Genomic DNA, 21,541 nt, shown 5'->3' with positions numbered 1-21,541 from the left:
TCACTCATTGGCTCCCGCCTAATTCCTGTAGATGTTGAGTAACGAACCGGACCTCTCTAGTCCGAAAATACTTAGGAGGGTTGATAGAGAACGTAAAGTTCTTTTTCTTCCAGTGCGGTGCGCCGAGTGAGTGCTTCACCTATCTTTTGGTAATCCATTTTAAAGTCGCGAACCATTTCCGGGGTGAAGGCTTCATGGTTGTAGCGCTTGCAGAATTGCACCACGGCATTGGCGATTTCATTCATATCGGTGCGGAAATCTTTTACAACCTGCAGTGTGTGCGCATCGCCGGCGAGGGCCTGCTCCAGATAGACGTAGAAGCGAACATTTTCCTTTATTAGGTGTGCCTGGAAGCCGGACTTAAATTGAGTGAGTAGTTGTGACAGTTGGCGATAGTTTTGCTTTTCAAAGCCTTCGGACCACATACGCTGGAAAATGCCAATTAAGTGGCGGTGATCGTCCTCCAGGGCTTTGATCAGAGTTGGGTCGTAAGAAATTGTGCGGCTGCCTTTAGCGCTGGCATAGTTGCTGCGGGTATATTTTTCTTCCAGGTCGACGCTGTCGGAGGACTTGCTACCTCTGAACATGCCGGAGATAAAGCTAAGCATATGCTGTGCCCTTAATAGGTTTAATTTTGTGTGTTGTATGGGTAAGGGAAACCGCGGGCGGGTAGTCGCTGAGGTGCGGTAACTACACAGCAAATTCACCCGGTCCGAGAGGCGCGGATTTTACATTGCATGACAGGTGTTTTTCTGTGTGGCGGGAGTTGCATCAGGGTGAGAATTTTAATATTGAGAACCTCGTCACAATTAATAGAGGTCTAGGTTGTTGCGTTATTTGAATTTTGTTGAATATTTTTAAATTCCAGGTGGTTATTTCAGGAAATAAAAAACCCGGCATTGCCGGGTTTTTTATTTTGAGCTTTATTAGCGTTGTTCCAGTGGAACATAATCGCGCTGGGCATAGCCGGTATAAAGCTGGCGAGGGCGACCAATTTTGTACGGGTTGGAAATCATTTCGTTCCAGTGTGCGATCCAGCCTGAAGTGCGGCCGGTGGCAAAAATTACGGTGAACATATCGGTGGGGATGCCGATAGCCTTCATAATAATACCGGAGTAGAAGTCGACGTTCGGGTAGAGTTTCTTCTCGACGAAGTAATCGTCCTCAAGGGCGATTTTTTCCAGTTTCTTAGCGATCTTCAGCAGAGGATCATTTTCTGCACCCATGGCTCCCAGAACTTCATCGCAGATGCCCTGCATTACGCGGGAGCGAGGATCGAAGTTCTTGTAGACGCGGTGACCAAAGCCCATTAAGCGGAAGGGGTCATTCTTGTCTTTGGCGCGCTTCACGAATTCGTCGATACGGCTCTCATCGCCGATTTCCTGCAGCATGTTCAGTACTGCCTCGTTGGCGCCGCCGTGAGCGGGTCCCCATAAAGTGGCGATACCGGAGGAGATGCAGGCGAAGGGGTTGGCGCCAGAGGAGCCCGCCAGGCGCACGGTAGAGGTGGAGGCGTTTTGCTCATGGTCAGCGTGTAACAGGAAGATGATGTCCATTGCCTTGGCGACAACCGGATCGATCTTGCTGGGCTCGCAGGGATTGCCAAACATCATGTGCAGGAAGTTCTCGGAATAGCTGCGGCTATTGTCCGGGTACATGAAGGGCATGCCTTGGGAGTGCTTGTAGCACATGGCTGCCAAGGTTGGCATCTTGGCAATCAGGCGGTGCGCGGAAATCTCGCGGTGCTCTGGATTGGTGATATCCAGGGAGTCGTGATAGAAGGAGGCGAGGGCACCCACTACGCCACACATCATCGCCATCGGGTGGGCATCGTAACGGAAGCCTTTAAAGAAACTCACCAGGGATTCGTGAACCATGGTGTGAGACATAATAGTGTCTACATACTTCTTCTTTTCTTCTGCATTGGGCAGTTCGCCATTCATCAGCAGGTAGCAGGTTTCCAGATAGTCGGATTTTTCTGCTAATTGCTCGATGGGGTAGCCCCGGTGCAATAATTGGCCTTTGCCGCCATCAATAAAAGTGATCTTGGAATCACATGAGGCGGTAGATACGAAGCCCGGGTCGTAGGTGAAAAAGCCTTTGCTGGTCAGGCCGCCGACATCGATCACATCGGGGCCGAGGGTGCCGGAGCGAACGGGCATCTCAAGAGCGCCGTCGATACCATCGACTGTGAGGTGCGCTTTTTTATCGGACATTGCGGACTCCTAAAAACTGTTCTTATGGCGGCCTTTTCCTAGTGTTTTCGGGTGCTGGCGGCCTTTTGAGCGGGGCCAAACTTAAGTGCCGCGCCGCAAATTGTCAAACCCAAAGGGGTGGACGGTCAGTCGGCTGGCAACAGGATATTCGGCGACAGCGTGGGCTGGTAGAGCTTTTGCCTGGTCGTGGGCGCAAAAATCTGCGGAAATCCCGTTGGGCTAAATCCTGTGCCTACGAGGTGCGCTGAGGTGGCGTATTCCTAGGCGTTCGTTGTGTTTTGACTATCGAATGCCTATAATCCGCGCGGCTTGCGCCATGGTACGGCTACTTTGTACAAGGCTTCATCAGGTCGAGTGCAAAGTGATCAGCAAGCAGCTCGTCCCTCCCAATTTGAAAAGCTAACGGGCGCCCGGTCGTTCAGGGCAACAAGGTGTTTTTCCTGTGAACAAAAACAGACCTGTCAATTTAGACATTTCCACTATAAAGCTTCCCGCTGCCGCTTTGGTTTCCATTTTGCACCGTGTATCCGGTGTGGTGCTCTTCGCCGTTGTGGCGTTGCTGCTCTGCATGCTCGATGCCAGCCTGGAATCCGAACAGGGCTTCGCCGATATGGCGGCAGCATTTAACAGTATTCCAGCCAAGCTCATCCTGTGGGCCTCCCTGGCAGCTCTTATTTACCATTTGCTGGCCGGTGTGCGTCACCTGTTTATGGATATGGGTATGGGTGAGAGCCTCGAAGGTGGTCGCCGCAGCGCAATTGTCGTGCTGGTGGTGAGTGTAATCCTTATTCTTTTAGTGGGAGTATGGTTGTGGTAAGAACAGTAACTAGCTTCGGCCGTAGCGGCACATTCGACTGGCTCTACCAGCGCGTTACCGCAGTAATACTGCTCGCTTATGTCCTCTTTATAGTGGGCTTTATCTTTTTCACCAAAGACTTCGGATACCAGGCCTGGTCTGAATTGTTCGCCCAGCGCTGGATGCGTGTATTCAGCTTGGTTGCCTTGCTGTCCACCGTGATTCACGCCTGGATCGGCCTCTGGTCTGTGGTTACCGACTACATCACCAACCGGGTGATGGGCGGTAAGGCCACTGTTCTGCGTCTGTTCGTAGAAGTGATCCTGGCTGCGGTTGCCGTGCTTTACACGGTGTGGGGCATTGAAATTCTTTGGGGTGTATAAGCAATGGCGAACATGCGAACTATTTCTTTTGACGGGATTGTGATTGGTGGCGGCGGTGCGGGTATGCGCGCGGCTCTGCAGATGGCCCAGTCCGGCTATAAAACTGCGGTAATTACCAAGGTATTCCCAACCCGTTCTCACACGGTATCCGCCCAGGGTGGTATTACCTGTGCGATTGCCAGCTCTGACCCCAATGATGATTGGCGCTGGCACATGTATGACACCGTTAAAGGCTCCGACTATATCGGTGACCAGGAAGCGATTGAATACATGTGTTCTGTAGGCCCCGAAGCGGTATTTGAGCTGGAGCACATGGGCCTGCCTTTCTCCCGAACTGAGGAAGGCCGTATTTATCAGCGCCCATTCGGCGGTCAGTCTAAAGATTTCGGCCGCGGTGGCCAGGCAGCCCGTACCTGTGCTGCCGCCGACCGTACTGGCCACGCACTCCTGCACACGCTGTACCAGAATAATGTTAAGCACCAAACCGAGTTTCTGAACGAGTGGTTTGCGATTGACCTGGTGAAGAACCAGGACGGTGCCGTGGTGGGTGTGATCGCCATGTGCATAGAAGATGGCGAAGTGGTGTTTATTAAGTCCAAGGCGACCGTATTCGCTACCGGTGGTGCCGGCCGTATCTTCGCCTCCACCACTAACGCACACATCAACACCGGCGACGGTGTCGGTATGGCCCTGCGCGCAGGTATGCCTGTACAGGACATCGAGATGTGGCAGTTCCACCCGACTGGTATTTACGGTGCCGGTGTACTCGTGACCGAAGGTTGTCGTGGTGAGGGTGGCTACCTGATCAACAAAGACGGCGAGCGTTTTATGGAGCGTTACGCGCCCAACGCTAAGGACCTCGCTTCTCGCGATGTTGTAGCCCGCTCCATGGTACTTGAGATTCTCGATGGCCGCGGCTGTGGCCCCGAGGGCGATCACGTGTTCCTGAAGCTTGATCACTTGGGCGAAGACTTGCTCAACAGCCGTCTGCCCGGTATCTGTGAGTTGTCCAAGACCTTTGCCCATGTCGACCCAGTTAAGGCGCCGATTCCGGTTGTTCCCACCTGTCACTACATGATGGGCGGTATTCCGACCAACGTTCACGGCCAGGCCTTGACCCAGGACGCTGCGGGCAACGACCAGATCATCGATGGCTTCTACGCCTGTGGTGAGGTTGCCTGTGTATCTGTACACGGCGCTAACCGCCTGGGTGGTAACTCGCTGCTGGACCTGGTGGTATTCGGCCGCGCATCCGGGCTGTTTATCGAGAAGGCGCTGCGTGAAGGTATCGAGCACCGCGAAGCTTCCGAGTCCGATCTGGAGGCGGCGATGGCGCGTCTGAACCGTCTGGAAACCAACGAAACCGGTGAGAAAGCTGCGGACCTGCGCAAAGAATTGCAAGGTGTAATGCAGAATCACTTCGGCGTATTCCGCCGCGGCGACTACATGGCGGAAGGTGTGAAGAAGCTGGCTGACCTGCGTGAGCGTATTGAGAATGTACGCCTGGATGACAGAAGCCGTGCCTTTAACACTGCCCGTGTCGAAGCCCTGGAGCTGCAGAACCTGCTGGAAGTTGCCGAGGCCACCGCGATTGCCGCTGAGACCCGCACTGAGAGCCGCGGTGCCCATGCCCGCGAAGACTTCCAGGAGCGCGATGATGAAAACTGGCTGTGTCATTCCATGTACTTCCCAACTGAGAAGCGTGTGGGCAAGCGTGCGGTAAACTTCGCACCGACCACCATGGAAGCCTTTGAACCGAAAGCTCGGACCTACTGATTCGGGAGCGGAATAGAGTATGTTGAAAGTAAGCATTTACCGTTACAACCCGGAAACTGATAAAGCGCCTTACATGCAGGACTACCAGCTCGACACCCAGGGCAAGGACCTGATGGTGTTGGACGTGTTGGAGTTGCTCAAGGCTCAGGATCCGACCCTGTCCTTCCGCCGCTCCTGCCGCGAAGGTGTGTGTGGTTCCGACGGTATGAATATTTCCGGCCGCAATGGCCTGGCGTGCACTACGCCACTGTCTGAAGCTGCCCCCAAGGGTAAACTGATTCTGCGTCCGCTGCCGGGCCTGCCTGTGATTCGCGACCTGGTTGTGGATATGGAACAGTTCTACGAGCAGTACAAAAAGATTGAGCCGTATCTGCAGAATGACACTCCGGCACCGGCGATTGAGCGCCTGCAGTCCCCAGAGGATCGCGAAAAGCTCGACGGTCTGTACGAGTGTATCCTGTGTGCCTGCTGCTCCACCGCCTGTCCGTCCTTCTGGTGGAACCCGGACAAGTTTATCGGTCCGGCCGGCCTGCTACAGGCTTACCGCTTCCTGGCGGATAGCCGCGACCTGGCCACTGACGAGCGTCTATCCAACCTGGACGACCCCTTCAGTGTGTTCCGTTGTCACGGTATTCAAAACTGTGTCAACGTATGTCCTAAGGGTTTGAATCCGACTCGCGCCATTGGCCATATTCGCAATATGCTGCTGACGCGTGCTGTATAGGGATTAATGAAGGCTGCAAAGCAGTCTTCAGGGCTCACCTTTGGTGGGCCCGGTGCCAGGTAGGGCGCTTATCTAATACAAAAGCCGGCTCCGGTCGGTATTAAATTAAAAAGGGGAGGTGGCTTTGTGCGCCTCCCCTTTTGTGAGTGAAGGAAAGCGCAGTGGCTGTAGCGATGAGAGTCCACTGCAATCGAGGTAGGCATCAAAATGCACGAAAGTACCATGGAGCAGCTGTGGCGTAGCTCCCATATCTCCGGGGGCAATGCTGCCTATGTGGAGGAGCTTTACGAGACCTATCTGCACGACCCCAACGGTGTACCGGAGGAGTGGCGCAATTACTTCGACAGCCTCCCCCGCGTTGAGGGCAGCAGCGATGTCTCTCACGCCGCAGTGCGCCAGCACTTCGAGCTGCTCAGCAAACACCGCGCGCGCCCAGTAGCGGCGCCCGGTTCCGGCTCCGTCAATATCGAACACGAGCGCAAGCAGATTAAAGTTCTGCAGCTGATCGATTCCTATCGCCATCGCGGCCATAAGAAAGCGACCCTGGACCCGCTCGGCCTGATGGCCCGCGAGCAGGTGCCCGATTTACAGTTGAGCTACCACGGCCTGACTGAGGGTGATTTCGATACCACCTTCAATACCGGTAGCCTGTTCCTCGGCAAAGAAGAGGCGACCCTGCGTGAGATCGTAGAGGGGTTGGAGCGCACCTACTGTGGCAATCTGGGTGCAGAGATCATGCATCTCTCCAATCTGGAAGAGCAGCAGTGGTTTCAGCAGCGCCTGGAGCGCAGCCAGTCCAAGGCCAACTTCGGCACCGATATCCAGATTGAAATCCTGCAGCGCTTGTCTGCAGCAGAGGGCCTGGAGCGCCATCTGGATTCCAAATACCCGGGTACCAAGCGCTTTGGTGTCGAGGGTGGTGAGAGTCTGATCCCGATGATGGACGCCCTGATCCGCCGCTCCGGTACCTACGGGGTGAAGGAAATCGTGATCGGCATGGCCCACCGTGGCCGTCTGAATACCCTAGTGAATATCCTCGGTAAAAACCCATCGGACCTGTTCGAAGAGTTCGAGGGCAAGAAAACTCTGGATACCTCTGGCGACGTGAAGTACCACCAGGGCTTCTCCTCCAACGTAATGACTCCCGGTGGTGAAGTACACCTGGCGCTGGCCTTTAACCCGTCACACCTGGAAATCAGTGCGCCTGTGGTGGTTGGTTCTGTACGCGCTCGCCAGGACCGTCGTAAAGACGGGACTGGTGAGAAAGTAATGCCGATTAACATCCACGGCGACGCGGCTTTTGCCGGTCAGGGTGTGGTGCAGGAAACCCTACAGATGTCTCAGACCCGCGGTTACTACACCGGTGGTACTGTGCACATCGTACTGAACAACCAGGTGGGCTTTACCACCAGCAAGCGCGAAGATGCTCGCTCCACCGAGTACTCTACCGATCCGGCTAAGATGATCGATGCGCCGGTGCTGCACGTAAACGGCGACGACCCGGAAATGGTCGTATTGGCCGCGCTGCTGGCGGTGGACTACCGCTACGAATTTAAGAAAGACATCGTTATCGATTTGGTTTGCTACCGTCGTCGCGGCCATAACGAGACCGATGATCCCTCTGGTACCCAGCCGCTGATGTACCAGACTATCCGCAAGCATAAAACTACCCGTACCCTCTACTCCGAGAAGCTGGTGGGTGAGGGCATTCTCGATAAGGCTGCCGCGGACAAGCTGGCCAACGACTACCGCGATAAACTCGATGCGGGTGAGGACGTGGCCACCGGCTTGGTGAAGCAGCCGGACTCCTCCATGTTTGTAGATTGGAGCCCCTACCTGGGCCACGACTGGCAAGTAGCTGCAGATACTGGCTATGCGTTGCCGAAGTTGCAGGATGTGGCCAACCGTATGACCGCTGTGCCCGATGGCATTGTGATGCAGCGCCAGGTCTCCAAGATTTACGATGACCGCCGCAAGATGGCCGGTGGCGCACTGCCCTTGAACTGGGGCATGGCGGAAACACTGGCTTATGGCACTTTGCTGGAAGAGGGCTTTATGGTCCGCTTTACCGGTGAGGATGTGGGTCGCGGAACCTTCTCCCACCGTCATGCGGTGATTCACAGCCAGAAAGATGGCCAGAGCTATGTGCCTTTGCAGCATATGTTCGAAGACCAGCCGCCTTTCTACATCTACGACTCGCTGCTGTCTGAAGAGGCGGTGTTGGCGTTTGAATACGGCTACGCCACCACTACACCAAAATCCCTGGTGGTTTGGGAGGCTCAGTTCGGTGATTTCGCCAACGGTGCCCAGGTAGTAATCGACCAGTTCATCACTTCCGGTGAGCACAAGTGGGGCCGTATGTGTGGCCTGGTAATGTTGCTGCCGCACGGCTACGAAGGCCAGGGTCCGGAGCATTCCTCCGCACGTCTAGAGCGCTTTATGCAACTGTGTGCCGAGCACAATATTCAGGTGTGTAATGCCACTACTCCGGCACAGATCTTCCACCTGCTGCGTCGTCAGGCGGTACGCCCGATGCGTCGTCCGCTGGTGATTATGAGCCCGAAATGGATTTTGCGTCACAAGCTGGCCACCTCCAGCCTGGAAGAGCTGGCCGAAGGCCGCTTCCATAACGTGATCCAGGACCAGGGCGTAGACCCAGAAAAAGTGAAACGCTTGGTGCTGTGCTCCGGCAAGGTTTACTACCACCTGCTGGAAGCCCGTATGGAGCGTGAACAGGAAGATGTTGCGTTCGTACGAATCGAACAGCTGTACCCATTCCCAGACGAAGAGTTTGTGGAAGCGGTATCCGCATTCAAGAAGATCAAGAGTGTTGCTTGGTGTCAGGAAGAGCCCATGAACCAGGGCGCCTGGTACTCCAGTCAGCACCACTTGCGTCGTCTACTGTCGGAAACCCATCCGAAGCTGGATCTGGAATACGTGGGCCGCGCCCCATCCGCAGCACCTGCGGCGGGCTACATGTCCACGCACCTTGAAGAACAGAATAAGTTCATCAACGAGGCGCTGACCGTCAAGTAACCGGCGGCAGTAATAAGTGAAGAGTCAATCTCAGGAAACAGAAAAAATGACGATCGAGATTAAAGCGCCAACTTTCCCTGAATCTGTTCAGGACGGAACTGTCGCCACCTGGCATAAACAACCCGGTGAAGCTGTGTCCCGCGATGAACTGATCGTGGACATCGAGACCGATAAAGTTGTGCTGGAAGTTGTTGCACCTGCCGATGGTGCCCTGACTGAAATCATCAAGGGGGAGGGCGATACCGTCCTCTCCAATGAAGTGATTGCCAAGTTTGAAGCGGGCGCTGGCGCGGCCGCTGCCCCGGCGGCAGAAAAAGCAGAAGCTCCGGCTGCCGAAGCGGCTGCCCCCGCTGCTGGCGACAAAATTGCCATGCCATCCGCCAAGAAAATGGCCGCTGAGAAGGGTGTCGATCTGGCGGGTGTTGAAGGCACTGGCAAGGGTGGCCGTGTTCTCAAAGAAGATGTAATGAAGGCGGGCACTGCGCCTGCCGCTGCTGCTCCCGCCGCTGCTGCTGAAGTGGCTGTTGCTCCGGGCGAGCGCGTGGAGAAGCGTGTTCCTATGACCCGCATGCGCAAGCGTATTGCTGAACGCCTGCTGGATGCCTCCCAGTCCACCGCCATGCTCACCACCTTTAACGAGGTGAACATGAAGCCGGTCATGGACCTGCGCAAGAACTACAAAGACCTGTTCGAGAAGACCCACAACGGCACTCGTCTGGGCTTTATGGGCTTCTTCGTGAAAGCTGCGGTAGAAGCGTTGAAGCGCTACACCGCGGTGAACGCGTCTATCGATGGTAACGATATCGTTTACCACGGTTACCAGGATATCGGTGTAGCGGTTTCCTCTCCGAAAGGCCTGGTTGTACCGATTCTGCGCAATGCGGAAAACATGGGCCTGGCGGATATGGAAAACAATATCCGCGATCTGGGTGTTCGCGCCCGCGATGGTAAATTGTCTATCGAAGAGATGACTGGCGGTACCTTCACCATTACCAACGGTGGTGTATTCGGCTCTCTGCTGTCCACTCCGATCCTGAACCCGCCGCAAACCGCAATTCTGGGTATGCACAAAATCCAGGAGCGCCCGATGGCGGTAAATGGCAAGGTGGAAATCCTGCCGATGATGTACCTGGCGCTGTCCTATGACCACCGTCTGATCGACGGTAAAGAAGCGGTTGGCTTCCTGGTAGCGATCAAGGAAATGATCGAAGATCCAGCGCGTATCTTGCTCGAAGTTTAAAAAATAAGTTCTGGGGCCTGCGGGCCCCTCGATCACACTGCATTAGAAATATCTGGAACTGATCATGTCGGAAAAATTTGACGTAATCGTAATTGGCTCCGGTCCTGGTGGTTATGTCGCTGCCATCCGTGCCGCTCAGCTGGGCCTGAAGACTGCTTGTATTGAAAAGTGGAAAAACAAGGAAGGTAAATACGTTAACGGCGGTACCTGCCTGAACGTAGGTTGTATTCCCTCCAAGGCACTGCTGGACAGCTCCTGGAAGTACCACGAGGCCAAAGACGCTCTCGACGTGCACGGCATTGAAGTCGGCAAGGTCAAGATGGATGTGAGCAAGATGATCGAGCGCAAGGGCGAGATCGTTAAGAAGCTGACCGGCGGCGTAGCGGGCCTGTTCACCGCCAATAAAGTGACCTCCATTTTCGGTACCGGTAAACTGCTGGCCAACAAGAAAGTGGAAGTCACTGACGACGAAGGCAACAGCACTGTCTACGAAGCCGAAAATGTCATTCTGGCTTCCGGTTCTGTACCGGTAAATATTCCGCCTGCTCCGGTAGACAATAAAATTATTGTCGACTCCACCGGCGCTCTGGAATTCACTGAAACGCCCAAGCGTTTGGGCGTTATCGGTGCCGGCGTTATCGGTCTGGAGCTCGGTTCAGTATGGAACCGCCTGGGCTCTGAAGTAGTTGTTCTGGAAGCGATGGATAAGTTCCTGGCGATCATGGACCAACAGGTTGCCAAAGAATCCCAGAAGATCTTCAAGAAGCAGGGCCTGGATATCCGCCTCGCTTGCCGCGTAACCGGCTCTGAAGTGAAGGGCGAGGAAGTGGTTGTTACTTACCAGGACAAAGATGGTAAAGAGCACCAGGAAACTTTCGACAAGCTGATCGTCTGCGTTGGCCGTCGCCCTTACACCGAAGGCCTGTTGTCTGAAGATGCCGGCGTGAAGATGGACGAGCGTGGATTTATCTACGTTAACGACCTGTGCATGACTTCTGCACCGGGCGTATGGGCGATCGGTGACGTGGTACGCGGTCCGATGCTGGCGCACAAGGCTTCTGAAGAAGGTGTTGTGGTTGCCGAGCGCATCGCCGGCCAGAAGCCAATGATGAACTACGACGTGATCCCCAACGTGATCTACACCCACCCGGAAATCGCTGCGGTTGGTCGCACCGAAGAGCAGGTGAAGGCCGATGGCGAGCCCTACAACGTAGGTAGCTTCCCGTTTGCCATCAACGGTCGCGCTATGGCTGCCAACGATACCCAGGGCTTTGTGAAAATCATCGCTCACGCGGAAACTGACCGTGTACTGGGTGCCCACATCGTTGGCCCGTCTGCTGCCGATCTGGTTCAGCAAGTGGCGATCGCGATGGAATTCGGTTCCAGCGCCGAAGATATCGGTATGACCGTATTCGCACACCCGACTCTGTCTGAGACCGTGAAAGAAGCGGCATTGGGCGTGAACGGTCATGCGATTCACACCGTAAATCGCAAGAAGCGCAAGTAAGAAGTTTTTTCGATGTCGGGGCACTAATTATTGATTAATTAGCGCCCCGGTTTCATTTGCGGAATTCAAAATTTGCAACGACGGAAATTTTGAGTTTTGTCTTTCAGGTGCAGAGAGATCTGCAATTAATAAACACATTTCACATGTGAATTGGTATTGACTATGAACTTGCATGAGTATCAGGGCAAACAACTGTTTGCGGCATACGGATTGCCGGTTTCCAAAGGCATTGCAGCGGAAACCCCGGCAGCGGCAGTAGCAGCGGCTGACGAAATTGGCGGTGATAAGTGGGTAGTAAAGGCCCAGGTACACGCTGGTGGCCGCGGTAAGGCTGGCGGAGTAAAGCTGGTAGATTCCAAGGCAGAAATTGAAGAGTTTGCCAAGAAGTGGCTGGGCGAGCGCCTGGTAACTTATCAAACAGACGAAAATGGCCAGCCTGTTTCCCGTATCCTGGTTGAAAGCTGCACTGACATTGACCAAGAACTGTACCTTGGCGCCGTTGTTGACCGCTCCACCCGTCGTATCGTTTTCATGGCTTCCACCGAAGGCGGCGTTGAGATCGAGAAAGTAGCGGAAGAGACTCCGGAAAAAATCTTGAAAGCTACCATCGACCCGCTGGTAGGCGCTCAGCCTTACCAGGCGCGCGAGCTGGCTTTCAAACTGGGCCTGAACCCGACTCAGGTGAAGCAGTTCACCAAGATCTTCCTCGGCCTGGCGAAAATGTTCGAAGAAAAAGATCTGGCCCTGCTCGAGATCAACCCACTGGTAATTACTACCGAAGGCAACCTGCACTGCCTGGACGCCAAAGTGGTAATCGACAGCAACGCGCTGTACCGCCACGCGGACCTGCGCGAAATGCACGATCCTTCCCAGGAAGATTCCCGTGAAGCGCACGCTGCCAAGTTCGATCTGAACTACGTAGCCCTCGATGGCAACATCGGCTGCATGGTAAACGGTGCTGGTCTGGCCATGGGTACCATGGACATCGTCAACCTGCACGGCGGCAAGCCAGCTAACTTCCTGGATGTTGGCGGCGGCGCGACCAAAGAGCGCGTTGTTGAAGCGTTCAAGATCATCCTGTCTGACGAGAACGTAAAAGCCGTACTGATCAATATCTTCGGTGGTATCGTTCGCTGTGACATGATCGCCGAAGGCGTTGTGGGCGCAGTAAAAGAAGTTGGCGTTAAAGTACCGGTTGTTGTGCGCCTGGAAGGTAACAACGCAGACCTGGGCGCCAAGGTTCTGAGCGACAGTGGCCTGAACATTATCGCGGCGACCAGTCTGACCGATGCGGCTCAGCAAGTGGTTAAAGCTGCGGAGGGTAAATAATCATGTCAGTATTGATTAACAAAGACACTAAAGTAATCTGCCAGGGCTTCACCGGCTCCCAGGGTACTTTCCACTCCGAGCAAGCGATTGCTTACGGTACCAAGATGGTTGGTGGTGTAACTCCGGGTAAAGGCGGCCAGACTCACCTGGGCCTGCCAGTATTCGATACCGTTAAAGAAGCGGTAGAGAAGACCGGCGCTGAAGCTTCCGTAATCTACGTACCTGCGCCTTTCTGTAAGGATTCCATCCTGGAAGCGGCCAACGCTGGTATCAAGCTGATTGTTTGTATCACCGAAGGTATCCCGACTCTGGATATGCTCGACGCTAAAGTGAAGTGCGACGAGCTGGGCGTGCGCCTGATCGGCCCGAACTGCCCGGGTGTTATCACTCCGGGTGAGTGCAAGATCGGTATTATGCCGGGTCACATCCACAAGCCGGGTAAAGTGGGCATCGTTTCCCGTTCCGGTACCCTGACCTATGAAGCGGTTAAGCAAACTACCGATTACGGCTTCGGCCAGTCCACTTGTGTGGGCATCGGTGGCGACCCCATCCCGGGCTCCAACTTCATCGATATCCTGGAGATGTTCCAGAACGATCCGCAGACCGAAGCGATTGTTATGATCGGTGAGATCGGTGGTACTGCTGAAGAAGAAGCCGCTGCTTACATCAAGGAAAATGTTACTAAGCCTGTAGTTTCCTACATCGCTGGTGTAACTGCTCCTCCCGGCAAGCGTATGGGTCACGCGGGCGCGATTATCTCCGGTGGTAAAGGCACCGCTGACGAGAAGTTCGCTGCTCTGGAAGACGCTGGTGTTAAAACCGTGCGCTCCCTGGCTCAGATCGGCGACGCTCTGAAGGAAGTTACTGGCTGGTAAGTAATTACTAGCTGGCTAGCACAAAAAAAGGCCACCCTTTGGGTGGCCTTTTTTTGTTTATTAAACTCAACCGTCATCCTAATTCCGTGCCAATCTTTCCCTTGGCTTCTTTTGTTGCCAGATTAATTTCGCTGCGCAGCCATTTTAATTTTCACGCTACTCACTATTTCTGTGCATTTTGCCGATATTTTTCTTCTGCCTTGTGGTTTTTTCACATTTTTGTTTTTTTATGCAATTAAATATTGAATGATATTTATTGTTGTTTGAGAAAGTATCTTATTTTTTATTTTTTCTTGGAGTGTTTTAGGAGTTATTTAATTTTTTCTAGGTGTTGTGAATTTGTTGGGGTATAAATTCCTTGTTGGGATTAAATGCGGAGGTTGGCTTTTAAGAGTCCGGTTGTAAGTTAGATAAAGGATTTATTAACCCTCAAAATAATGACCAAATAATTGTGGAGGTTCACAGCATGGGACTATCAATAGATAAAAATATTCGAAATATTTCATATAAGCTGGTCTTTAGTGGTTTTTCTTTGGATAGAAATGAGGATGTTGGCGGAGTCTGGCCTAATGGGATCGTAAAATATTACATCCCGAATAATCTTGATGCTGGCTATGTAACGGCGGTTAAGAAAGCCATGTCCCGCTGGGAGTTGTGTATTTATCGGGCGTTTCAGTTTGCGGCGATTAAATTTTTGCAGGTGGGAGCGGCCGGGCAGGGTGTGATTACTATCCGGGATAATGATAGTAGTGCCACTGTAGGTTATACCAATACAACAAATCAGTATTGCGGCGTTAATTGGAGAGGGAATCGGGCTGCGATTGCCTCGCTTCCACATGAAATTGGTCATACCCTGGGATTGGCCCACGAGCATATGCGTTCAGATGCTCCCATGGCAGTGCAGAGCACACTGGACTCTTTACAAGTGCAAACCCGCACCCAGACAATGGCACGCTTTATGACTCATGGCTCGTCATTCGATGGCCAGTCTATCATGATGTACGATGCTCAAGCCCAAGCGCTGGGGGTCAGGGAAAATACCAGGACAGGCGGTTGTAAAATTACCCCCAACCAGGTAAATAATTCAAGTTGGAATCCCAGCGCGGGTGATTTGAATATGCTTTCCTATTTGTATGATGGCAGGCGTCTGACCTTACCAAGATCTTTTGCGATGCCAATGGTGTAGATCAGTTCGTTGCTGTGAAGGTGACTTAAAAAAGGGAGTCAGTATCTCCCTTTTTTACTTTTTATTTTCTTCTCTAAACGTACCCTCTAAATTTCTAGCTCTTTAGGCTTAAGCGCAAAATTTACTAAAAGATAAATTGCATTTTCTATCTGTGCCGCTGAAGTATTCGGTACTGCTAGGTGCTATACAAACCGTATTTGTGACCGTGTGTGCGACTGCGTTGATAAAGAATAAAAGCCGTCAGGCTAAGTAGTAATAACTCAGCAATGGGCCCTGCATACCAGATTCCAACTTCACCAACGGCCAGAGGTAGTAGCACTATCAAAGGCAGTAAAAATATATAAGTTTTTGCCAGTCCGAGAATGGCTGCTCGTTTGGCGTCACCAATCGCCTGGAAGAAGGTATTAACCATCATGAGGGGGCCGGCCAAGAAATAAACCAGAGTCATCATTGGCAGGATACGCGCTACTTCTTCAATGATCAGAGGATCGTTAACAAATAGCCCACCTAAAGTGTCTTTAAAAATAATGACAGCTAGTTGAAGCAGCAGGCAGTAGCCGAATGCCGCAGTCAGGGCGATATTGATACTACTATCCATTCGCGACCAGATCTTTGCGCCAGCATTATTTCCAGCCACCGTTTGAAAAGCCTGGCTTAAGCCGAGTAGGGGTAGAAAAATAAAAGTCATAATCCGAGTGGTAATACCGTAGGCGCTAACGGTAGCGTCATAGTTTTCCGCTCCCCATGCCTGTAGACTGAATATAACTGCCATAGAGGTGAGGGAAACGCCGATATAGCTCAAACTAGCCGGTAAGCCCAAGGACAGAAACTCTCTCCAATATTGTTTCTCATAGGAGAGGCGGATGACCTGTGTATCAATGACTGTTTTTCCGTAATGACGATAGCCGGCCACTATCATCAGGGCGATTGATTGAGCCAATGCTGTTCCATAAGCGGAGCCCGCTACTCCCATTTGAAACTGGGCAATAAAAATATAGTTAAAAACGATATTAAGAAGTATGGAGCTTAAAGAAACTATCGCCATCAGCGATAGTTTCCCCTCACAGCGTAATGTGTCGGAGTTTACGGAACCAATAAATAGGGCGGGAGACAGGAAAACAAGAATTGTTAAATAGGTGTAGCCCATATCCGCCAACGGCTGGGAGCCATTGGCTACCAACATCGTCAATTGTTTACCCCCAAGAGTAAACAGCACCATAAGAAGGCCGCAAACTAACAGTGCCAAGGTGATTGCCTGAGAGAAAGCCTGTTTTGCCTTATCTGTTTTTCCCGCGCCCAAGAGTCTGGCCTGAACGCTGGAGTAGCCAGCCGATATTAAGGAGGATAGTGCCACTAACAACATAAACATTGGAAATGTCAGGGTGACAGCTGCCAGTGCGTCAGGGCCTACATACTCCCCCAGGAAATAAGCATCCAGCAGGGTAAAAGAGCCGTTTACCAACATTATAAAAATGATCGGTGCCGCTGTTTTGAAGAAAACCGGTAAAAGTGCACCCTTGAGGAAAATGTTGTCTTGTTGTTCACTCATATACGATCCCTATTACTTATTTCCACTATGTATCTCTGCAATATCATTAAATTTGGCCAATACAAAGTGTTTGATTTCTTCTGGCCAGGCTCGGATGGCTTTTTCAAAGCTTACTTTGCTATTTCGATAGAGGGAGCGGCTGGCATCTTCGAAGCCTGGGGCGTCACCAACAACCTGCAGCATAAATCTATCGAGTTGATGCTGGCTTGTGGTGATACGCTCTTCGAGTGAAATATTTTTTTGGGCCTGCTCCACCAGCTTGCGCAGGGTTACGGAGGCTCCGCCTGGTTGCTGTCTCAGCCACTCCCAGTGACGGGGTAACAATGTGACTTCCTTGGAAATGACTCCCAGCTTTGGGCGCCCTCGCTTTGCACTGGTAGGTGTTGTGCTGGGCTTCAATCTGGTTAGTACCGTCTCAATATCGCCTTGCCAATCGATCTCGATTCTTTGGCAGTTATCGGTTGAAAAAACCATGGGTTCAAGTGGTGTTTCACGGGATTTTACCTGGCGAACGATCGACTCCAGTGTGCCCCGTGCAATCAGTTGTTGTCGCTCAATGGCTATGTACTCTGGCACAACAAAAGTCTCCTATTAATTTATCCGGGCAAAATAATATTACCCCGGTAAATATAGGCGATCAATTTGTCTATGTACAGCAAAGGTCTCTCGCCAGATCTACTGGTATGTGCTGAAGGACTACTATCGGTGGGATTACCGTGAGTATTTCTGGCTCTAGGCGCGTTCTTAGGGAGTATTTTGCACTCTATCTGGCGATATACAGGGTCATTGCTCAATTCTATACTGCGGAAAAACTAACTACTTAGGAGTGAACATGGCTAGAGCACTGGTTGGTGTGATTGGGGGGAGTGGCCTCTATGAAATGCCGGGGCTGACTGATGTGCAAGAGGTTCAAGTGGAGACCCCATTTGGCCCGACATCGGATCCGATTCTGTGTGGCAAGCTGCAGGGTATCCCGGTTGCTTTTCTCTCCCGCCATGGACGTGGTCACAGGCTGATCCCCTCTGAGGTGCCCTACAGGGCAAATATCCATGGGTTGCGTCAGTTGGGTGTGCGCTATCTGCTCTCTCTCTCAGCGGTTGGCTCTCTGCAGGAGAAGGTCAGGCCACTGGATATGTTGATTCCCGATCAGTTTATCGACATGACGCGCAAGCGTGAGGGCACTTTTTTTGGTGGCGGCGCTGTAGCCCATGTCTCTATGGCAGACCCCGTATGTTCCGCAGTTGCGGACTGTCTGGCGCGGGCCTTTGCTTCCACCCAGGCCGAGCAGCCGGTGCAGTTACATCGGGGTGGTAGTTACTTGTGCATTGAGGGGCCACAATTCTCAACGCGAGCGGAATCCCACTGGTATCGCAGCATGGGGGCGTCGGTTATTGGTATGACCAATATGCCAGAGGCGAAATTGGCGCGAGAGGCGCAGATTGCCTACGCCACACTCGCAATGGCCACCGATTACGACTGTTGGCACCCTCGCGAGCAAGCGGTTACCGCGGAAGTGGCGATCGCCAATCTGCAGCAAAATGCTGCGCGTGCCCAGTTGATAGCAGCAGAGGCCATTCGATTATTGGGTATGGAGAAACCTGACTCCATTGCCCATACGGCATTGACCAGTGGATTGGTCACACCTGTGGAAACAATGTCGCAGGGCCAGCTTGCTGTAATAAAACCACTGCTTGAACCGACACAATCAGTGTTGGAAGAAGTGGAGCACTGAGACATATGCATGAAACACTGCCATTACTTGAAATATCCGATTTCCCGGCAATACGCCGCAGTACTATCGAAACCCTGCAGCTCAACATTGGTTATCGCTGTAATCAGTCTTGTGTGCACTGCCATGTAAACGCGGGCCCCAATCGCACGGAAATGATGTCGGATGCAAACCTGGCACTGCTGTTGGAGGTCATTGAGAAGCGCCGTATTCGGAGACTGGATATTACTGGTGGCGCACCGGAATTACATTGGGGGTTTCGCGGCTTGGTCAGTGCTGCACGGGCATTGGGAGTGCAGGTTATTGATCGGTGTAATCTCACAGTTTTGTTCGAGCCAGGCCAGGAAGATACTGCGGAGTTTCTCGCCCGAAATCATGTGGAAGTGGTCGCTTCTCTTCCTTGTTATTCCATGGATAACGTCGATAAACAGCGCGGCAAAGGGGTCTTTGACAAGAGTATTGCCGGTCTGCAAAAGCTCAATGAACTGGGTTATGGCAAGCCAGAAAGTGGTTTGCAGTTAAATTTGGTATACAACCCTCAAGGCCCCTTCTTACCCCCAGAGCAGAGTGTCCTGGAGGCGGACTATCGCAGAGAATTGAGAAGGCAATTTAATATTGAGTTCAATCAATTGTTTGCGCTAGCCAATATGCCCATCAAGCGCTTTGGTTCCATGTTGATTTCCAAGGGGCAGTTTAAAGATTATATGACTTTATTACGTGACAGTTATAGCGCTGAAAATCTCGATGGCGTTATGTGTCGCAGCCTGGTGAGTGTTGACTGGCAGGGGAATCTATTCGATTGCGATTTTAATCAGCAGCTAGATATTCCTGTGCCAGGTAGGCCGCACCTGCATGATTTACTCGATGAGAATCTGCAGGGGAGCGCGATTGCAGTGGCAGATCACTGCTATGGCTGTACTGCGGGGCAGGGTAGTAGCTGTGGCGGAGCACTGTAAGAGGAAAGGGTTTTATAGCCATAGGGCAGGAATACTATGAGTAAAAAAATACTGCTGTTGGTGGTTATCGCGGTATTGGTGATTGCTTTTTACGCACTTGATTTACATCACTGGTTGAGTCTAGACAAGTTGCAGGAAGGCGGGGAGCAATTCCAGCAATGGAAAGCGGCCTCACCATTTATAGTGAGTTTCCTGTTTTTAGTTTTTTATATTTTGGTGACCGGCTTGTCCTTGCCTGGCGCGGCTATTCTCACCATAGCCGCTGGTGCGATTTTTGGTTTGTTGTGGGGCACCGTTATTGTGTCTTTTGCTTCCAGTATCGGTGCCACTCTGGCTTTTCTTATGGCCCGCTACTTATTTCGCGATTATATTCAGGAAAGGTTTGCGGTACGCCTCCAAGTTGTGAATAAAGGTATTGAGCGGGAGGGCGCATTTTATCTTTTTGCTCTGCGCCTTGTACCTATTTTCCCGTTTTTTCTGATTAATATCTTGATGGGGTTAACCCACCTGCGAGTCTGGACATTTTATTGGGTGAGCCAGTTAGGCATGCTTGCGGCCACAATTGTCTACGTGAATGCGGGAACGCAACTCGCCCGAATAGAAAGCCTTAAAGATATCGCTTCCCCTCAATTGCTTTTGTCCTTTGCGCTGCTGGGTATTTTCCCTCTGTTGGCAAAATACTTCCTCAACTGGCTTAAACGTCGCCGCGAGGCCAAGTGAGACTCCAATGAAAAAACCTAAAAAGTTTGACCGCAATATTATTGTTATCGGAGCAGGTGCTGCTGGGTTGGTCAGTGCTTATATTTCTGCGGCAGTAAAAGCTAAGGTAACATTAATTGAGTCTGGGGACATGGGGGGGGATTGCCTGAATACCGGCTGTGTGCCCAGTAAGGCATTGATCAAGTGTGCTCGTGTGGCGCACTCCGCACGTACTGCGGGTAATTTCGGTGTGCGGCTGCCGGAACCGGAGATTAATTTTCCTGGGGTGATGCGGCATGTGCGTGCATCTATCCAGCAGATAGAGCCTCATGACAGCGTGGAGCGATATTCAGAGCTCGGTGTGGAAGTGATAAAAGGCTATGCACGATTGGTTGATCCCTGGACAGTTGATGTCACTTTGAAAAGTGGCGGTGAAAGATCTTTGCGTGGGCGTGCCATTATCCTGGCTACTGGTGCCGAGCCTATAGTGCCGCCATTCCCCGGCCTTGATACAGTTAATTATCTGACGAGTGAAACACTCTGGGATAGGTTTGCTCAACTGGATAAGGTTCCGCATAGATTGGTATTACTGGGTGGCGGTGCCATTGGTTGTGAGCTGGCCCAGGCATTTACCCGTTTGGGGTCTCGGGTGACCTTGATTGAGCGGGATAAACGTCTACTCCCCCAGGAAGACCACGAAGTATCGGAGGCTGTTGCCAAGGCATTGAAATCTGAAGGGGTATGTCTTCTCACTGGGCATGAGGCAGTTTCTTTTAGTGGCAATAAAGATCGCCAGGAGAGCACATTACATTTACGTAATGCCGAGGGTGAAACACAGGTGACATTTGATGAGGTTATCCTGGCACTTGGCAGGCGCGCTCGCACCAAGGGCTTCGGGCTGGAAAAATTGGATTTGTTGCAGGATGGTAAACTGACAACCGATACTTTCCTGCGCACTCGCCACCCCCATATTCTCGCGGCTGGGGATCTTGCCGGTCCCTATCAGTTTACCCATATGGCTTCGCACCAAGCCTGGTATGCTGCAGTGAATGGCCTTTTTGGTGATATCAAGAAATTTGCCGTAGATTATTCGCTGGTACCTCGGGCAGTTTTTATCGATCCTGAGGTGGCCAGTGTTGGGTTCAGTGAGCTCGAGGCCAAGCGACATGATATTGCTTATGAGGTAACTCGTTATAATCTTGATGATCTGGATCGGGCTATTGTAGATGGGGCGGCACAGGGTTTTATTAAAGTAATAACAGTATCAGGTAAAGATAAAATATTAGGCGTTTCAATTGTTGGTGAAAATGCGGCAGAGCTTATCGCCGAGTTTGTGTTTGCTATGAAGCAGGGGCTGGGGCTGAATAAAATCCTATCCACCATTCATATCTATCCGACAATGACCGAAGGCAATAAATTTGTTGCAGGAAACTGGAAGCGGGCCAATGCACCCAAACGCTTGCTGCGCTGGTTGGAAAAATTTCACCAGTGGAGACTGGGGTAAGGCCTAAGTAAAAAAGGGATGAGACGGAGTTGAGGC

18 protein-coding genes are annotated in these 21,541 nt (G+C 52.1%); 14 read left to right on the top strand and 4 right to left on the bottom strand.

Features of this window, described 5'->3' with window-relative positions:
- Nucleotides 1–71 precede the first annotated feature (71 nt).
- Entirely contained in the window at nucleotides 72–608 is a 537-nt protein-coding gene (locus ACJJIB_RS16955) for a hemerythrin domain-containing protein (RefSeq protein WP_252082936.1), read from the bottom strand.
- 318 nt (nucleotides 609–926) lie between these two features.
- Complete coding sequence (gene gltA / locus ACJJIB_RS16950; RefSeq protein ID WP_252082934.1) at nucleotides 927–2,216, bottom strand: citrate synthase; 1,290 nt, start codon at nucleotides 2,214–2,216, stop codon at nucleotides 927–929.
- 442 nt (nucleotides 2,217–2,658) lie between these two features.
- Between gltA and sdhC the strand changes: the two genes are divergently transcribed.
- From sdhC to ACJJIB_RS16900, 10 genes are all read left to right on the top strand, one after another.
- Nucleotides 2,659–3,033 (top strand): succinate dehydrogenase, cytochrome b556 subunit, encoded by a 375-nt coding sequence (gene sdhC, locus ACJJIB_RS16945; protein ID WP_444886927.1) that lies wholly within the window; start codon nucleotides 2,659–2,661, stop codon nucleotides 3,031–3,033.
- Entirely contained in the window at nucleotides 3,027–3,395 is a 369-nt protein-coding gene (gene sdhD / locus ACJJIB_RS16940) for a succinate dehydrogenase, hydrophobic membrane anchor protein (RefSeq protein WP_252082931.1), read from the top strand. Before sdhC ends, sdhD begins: the two co-directional genes overlap by 7 nt.
- A gap of 3 nt (nucleotides 3,396–3,398) precedes the next feature.
- Nucleotides 3,399–5,171, top strand: coding sequence for a succinate dehydrogenase flavoprotein subunit (gene sdhA / locus ACJJIB_RS16935; RefSeq protein WP_252082930.1), 1,773 nt, complete (start codon nucleotides 3,399–3,401; stop codon nucleotides 5,169–5,171).
- Nucleotides 5,172–5,190: 19 nt separating this feature from the next.
- On the top strand, nucleotides 5,191–5,895 hold the full coding sequence (locus ACJJIB_RS16930) for a succinate dehydrogenase iron-sulfur subunit (protein WP_252082928.1): 705 nt from the start codon (nucleotides 5,191–5,193) through the stop codon (nucleotides 5,893–5,895).
- 207 nt (nucleotides 5,896–6,102) lie between these two features.
- Nucleotides 6,103–8,931: a 2-oxoglutarate dehydrogenase E1 component gene (locus tag ACJJIB_RS16925; RefSeq protein WP_252082927.1), complete on the top strand. Its 2,829-nt coding sequence runs from the start codon at nucleotides 6,103–6,105 to the stop codon at nucleotides 8,929–8,931.
- 46 nt (nucleotides 8,932–8,977) lie between these two features.
- Nucleotides 8,978–10,171, top strand: coding sequence for a 2-oxoglutarate dehydrogenase complex dihydrolipoyllysine-residue succinyltransferase (gene odhB, locus ACJJIB_RS16920; RefSeq protein WP_444884076.1), 1,194 nt, complete (start codon nucleotides 8,978–8,980; stop codon nucleotides 10,169–10,171).
- Between the two features lie 64 nt (nucleotides 10,172–10,235).
- A complete protein-coding gene (gene lpdA / locus ACJJIB_RS16915) occupies nucleotides 10,236–11,678 on the top strand; it encodes a dihydrolipoyl dehydrogenase (protein ID WP_020412682.1) in 1,443 nt (480 codons plus the stop codon).
- Nucleotides 11,679–11,840: 162 nt separating this feature from the next.
- Nucleotides 11,841–13,007, top strand: coding sequence for an ADP-forming succinate--CoA ligase subunit beta (gene sucC / locus ACJJIB_RS16910; protein WP_252082922.1), 1,167 nt, complete (start codon nucleotides 11,841–11,843; stop codon nucleotides 13,005–13,007).
- Nucleotides 13,008–13,009: 2 nt separating this feature from the next.
- Nucleotides 13,010–13,882: a succinate--CoA ligase subunit alpha gene (sucD, locus tag ACJJIB_RS16905; RefSeq protein ID WP_020412684.1), complete on the top strand. Its 873-nt coding sequence runs from the start codon at nucleotides 13,010–13,012 to the stop codon at nucleotides 13,880–13,882.
- A 466-nt stretch (nucleotides 13,883–14,348) separates the two neighbouring features.
- The gene (locus tag ACJJIB_RS16900) at nucleotides 14,349–15,068 is read left to right on the top strand and encodes a M12 family metallopeptidase (protein ID WP_444886926.1); all 720 of its coding nucleotides are present in this window, start codon (nucleotides 14,349–14,351) and stop codon (nucleotides 15,066–15,068) included.
- Nucleotides 15,069–15,243: 175 nt separating this feature from the next.
- Here ACJJIB_RS16900 and ACJJIB_RS16895 read toward each other — a convergent pair whose 3' ends face one another.
- Both ACJJIB_RS16895 and ACJJIB_RS16890 read right to left on the bottom strand, forming a co-directional pair.
- Complete coding sequence (locus ACJJIB_RS16895) at nucleotides 15,244–16,617, bottom strand: MATE family efflux transporter (protein ID WP_444886925.1); 1,374 nt, start codon at nucleotides 16,615–16,617, stop codon at nucleotides 15,244–15,246.
- 12 nt (nucleotides 16,618–16,629) lie between these two features.
- A complete protein-coding gene (locus ACJJIB_RS16890; RefSeq protein WP_444886924.1) occupies nucleotides 16,630–17,193 on the bottom strand; it encodes a DUF2239 family protein in 564 nt (187 codons plus the stop codon).
- A gap of 256 nt (nucleotides 17,194–17,449) precedes the next feature.
- Between ACJJIB_RS16890 and mtnP the strand changes: the two genes are divergently transcribed.
- From mtnP to ACJJIB_RS16870, 4 genes are read left to right on the top strand one after another with little or no spacing between them, the layout of a single operon-like run.
- Entirely contained in the window at nucleotides 17,450–18,349 is a 900-nt protein-coding gene (mtnP, locus tag ACJJIB_RS16885) for an S-methyl-5'-thioadenosine phosphorylase (protein ID WP_444886923.1), read from the top strand.
- A gap of 5 nt (nucleotides 18,350–18,354) precedes the next feature.
- On the top strand, nucleotides 18,355–19,302 hold the full coding sequence (gene arsS, locus ACJJIB_RS16880; protein ID WP_444886922.1) for an arsenosugar biosynthesis radical SAM (seleno)protein ArsS: 948 nt from the start codon (nucleotides 18,355–18,357) through the stop codon (nucleotides 19,300–19,302).
- Between the two features lie 36 nt (nucleotides 19,303–19,338).
- Nucleotides 19,339–20,022: a TVP38/TMEM64 family protein gene (locus ACJJIB_RS16875; protein WP_444886921.1), complete on the top strand. Its 684-nt coding sequence runs from the start codon at nucleotides 19,339–19,341 to the stop codon at nucleotides 20,020–20,022.
- A 7-nt stretch (nucleotides 20,023–20,029) separates the two neighbouring features.
- Nucleotides 20,030–21,505 carry a dihydrolipoyl dehydrogenase family protein gene (locus tag ACJJIB_RS16870; protein ID WP_444886920.1) on the top strand — a complete coding sequence of 492 codons (1,476 nt, stop codon included), beginning with the start codon at nucleotides 20,030–20,032 and terminating at the stop codon, nucleotides 21,503–21,505.
- The last annotated feature ends 36 nt before the right edge of the window (nucleotides 21,506–21,541 follow it).

This window comes from Microbulbifer mixtoriginis (SeqCode), from assembly GCF_052467705.1.
This window is presented reverse-complemented; position numbering and strand designations above follow the sequence as displayed.

Coding starts and splice junctions, on each gene's coding strand:
- ACJJIB_RS16955 (WP_252082936.1), bottom strand. CDS start 608: ATGCTTAGCTTTATCTCCGGCATGTTCAGAGGTAGCAAGTCCTCCGAC.
- gltA (WP_252082934.1), bottom strand. CDS start 2,216: ATGTCCGATAAAAAAGCGCACCTCACAGTCGATGGTATCGACGGCGCT.
- sdhA (WP_252082930.1), top strand. CDS start 3,399: ATGGCGAACATGCGAACTATTTCTTTTGACGGGATTGTGATTGGTGGC.
- ACJJIB_RS16930 (WP_252082928.1), top strand. CDS start 5,191: ATGTTGAAAGTAAGCATTTACCGTTACAACCCGGAAACTGATAAAGCG.
- ACJJIB_RS16925 (WP_252082927.1), top strand. CDS start 6,103: ATGCACGAAAGTACCATGGAGCAGCTGTGGCGTAGCTCCCATATCTCC.
- odhB (WP_444884076.1), top strand. CDS start 8,978: ATGACGATCGAGATTAAAGCGCCAACTTTCCCTGAATCTGTTCAGGAC.
- lpdA (WP_020412682.1), top strand. CDS start 10,236: ATGTCGGAAAAATTTGACGTAATCGTAATTGGCTCCGGTCCTGGTGGT.
- sucC (WP_252082922.1), top strand. CDS start 11,841: ATGAACTTGCATGAGTATCAGGGCAAACAACTGTTTGCGGCATACGGA.
- sucD (WP_020412684.1), top strand. CDS start 13,010: ATGTCAGTATTGATTAACAAAGACACTAAAGTAATCTGCCAGGGCTTC.
- ACJJIB_RS16900 (WP_444886926.1), top strand. CDS start 14,349: ATGGGACTATCAATAGATAAAAATATTCGAAATATTTCATATAAGCTG.
- ACJJIB_RS16895 (WP_444886925.1), bottom strand. CDS start 16,617: ATGAGTGAACAACAAGACAACATTTTCCTCAAGGGTGCACTTTTACCG.
- mtnP (WP_444886923.1), top strand. CDS start 17,450: ATGGCTAGAGCACTGGTTGGTGTGATTGGGGGGAGTGGCCTCTATGAA.
- arsS (WP_444886922.1), top strand. CDS start 18,355: ATGCATGAAACACTGCCATTACTTGAAATATCCGATTTCCCGGCAATA.
- ACJJIB_RS16875 (WP_444886921.1), top strand. CDS start 19,339: ATGAGTAAAAAAATACTGCTGTTGGTGGTTATCGCGGTATTGGTGATT.
- ACJJIB_RS16870 (WP_444886920.1), top strand. CDS start 20,030: ATGAAAAAACCTAAAAAGTTTGACCGCAATATTATTGTTATCGGAGCA.